Origin of the sequence: Ruegeria sp. HKCCSA071, from assembly GCF_017872555.1 — a bacterium.
GTDB lineage: Bacteria > Pseudomonadota > Alphaproteobacteria > Rhodobacterales > Rhodobacteraceae > Ruegeria.
In genome coordinates, this window is record NZ_JAEDOX010000028.1 from 1 (window position 1) to 1,923 (window position 1,923).

Below are 1,923 nucleotides of genomic sequence, written 5' to 3' on the forward strand. Positions count from 1 at the left end.
CCCTCTGCGCGTTGATTGCCCCTTTTGTGATGCGGGGGTCGTTGCCTTCGCTGAGGGCGATTATGGGACGGGTGGCCGGAGCGTTTTGGCGCAACAGCTCGACGGGTGTCAGGGTCATGTGCTCCGGCCTCGTCCTGGGGTTAAGCGCCCTGCGCCTTCATGTCATCGGCGCTGATGCCGGCGACTGCGACGGGTTTTTTCATCGCGTCGCGGCGGAAAGGCTCGCCAAGCTCCTGGTTGATCAGGGCCTCGATCAGCGTGGTGATGCCGTTCTTCTGGTCCTCGATCGCCTGGTTCAGCGCCGCGGTCAGCTCGTCCTGGGTGCGGGCGACAACGCCTTTCAGGCCACAGGCCTGCGCGATACCGGCATAAGACACCTTGGTGTCCAGCTCGGTGCCCACGAAGTTATCGTCGAACCACAGGGTCGAGTTGCGCTTTTCCGCGCCCCACTGGTAGTTGCGGAACACGATCTGGGTCACGGCGGGCCATTCCTCGCGGCCAATCGCGGTCAACTCGTTCACCGCGATGCCAAAGGCGCCGTCACCGGCAAAGCCCACAACCGGAACATCCGGGCAGCCGATCTTGGCACCAACGACGGCGGGCAGGCCATAGCCGCAGGGGCCGAACAGGCCCGGCGCCAGGTATTTCCGACCCTCTTCAAACGACGGATAGGCGTTGCCGATGGCGCAGTTGTTGCCGATGTCCGAGCTGATGATCGCCTCTTTCGGCAGCGCCGCCTGAATGGCGCGCCACGCCATGCGCGGGCTCATCCAGTCGGGCTTGGCCGCGCGGGCGCGCTGGTTCCAGGTGGTGCCCGGATCGTCATCCTCATGGGTCATCGAGGTCAGTTCCTGCGCCCAGGCCGATTTCTTCTGCGCGATGCGCTCTTTGCGCTCCTTGCGGCCTTCGTCACCGGCGGTGTCGCTCAGCTGGGCCAGAATGCCCTTTGCCACCTTGGCGGCGTCGCCGATGATGCCGACGCTGACCGCTTTGGTCAGGCCGATACGGTCAGGGTTGATGTCAACCTGGATGATCTTGGCATCCGCGGGCCAGTAGTTGATGCCATAGCCCGGCAGGGTCGAGAACGGGTTCAGACGGGTGCCGAGGCACAGGACAACATCCGCCTCGCTGATCAGCTCCATCCCCGCTTTCGAACCGTTATAGCCCAGCGGACCGGCAAACAGCGGGTGGCTGCCCGGGAAGGCGTCATTGTGCTGGTAGCCGACGCAGACCGGCGCATCCAGGCGCTCGGCCAGCGCTTTCGACGCCTCGATGCCGCCTTCGGCCAGAACCACACCGGCGCCGTTCAGAATGACAGGGTTTCTGGCGTTCGACAGCAGCTCGGCCGCCTGGGCCACGGCGGTTTCGCCACCCGAGGGGCGCTCGAACTCGACAATGGCGGGCAGGTCGATATCGACAACCTGGGTCCACATGTCGCGCGGGATGTTCAGCTGGGCCGGGGCGCTGGCGCGCTTGGCCTGCATGATCACACGGTTCAGAACCTCGCAGACGCGGGTCGGGTCGCGGACCTCTTCCTGATAGGCGACCATGTCCTCGAACAGCTTCATCTGCTCGACTTCCTGAAAGCCCCCCTGACCGATCGTCTTGTTGGCCGCCTGCGGGGTCACCAGCAGCAGCGGGGTGTGGTTCCAGTAGGCGGTCTTGACGGCGGTCACAAAGTTGGTGATGCCCGGGCCGTTCTGCGCGATCATCATCGACATCTTGCCGGTCGCGCGGGTGTAGCCATCCGCCATCATCCCCGCGCTGCCCTCATGCGCACAGTCCCAGAACATGATCCCAGCCTTCGGAAACAGATCCGAAATCGGCATCATCGCAGAGCCAATGATCCCAAACGCATGCTCAATACCATGCATCTGCAAAACCTTAACAAAGGCCTCTTCCGTCGTCATCTTCATAGGGGTG

The 1,923-nt window shown here is 63.8% G+C and carries 1 protein-coding gene; it reads right to left on the reverse strand.

Annotated features, from left to right (window positions below):
- Window positions 1–140: 140 nt before the first annotated feature.
- Window positions 141–1,916 carry a sulfoacetaldehyde acetyltransferase gene (gene xsc / locus I9188_RS20135; RefSeq protein WP_209508319.1) on the reverse strand — a complete coding sequence of 592 codons (1,776 nt, stop codon included), beginning with the start codon at window positions 1,914–1,916 and terminating at the stop codon, window positions 141–143.
- Between the last annotated feature and the right edge of the window lie 7 nt (window positions 1,917–1,923).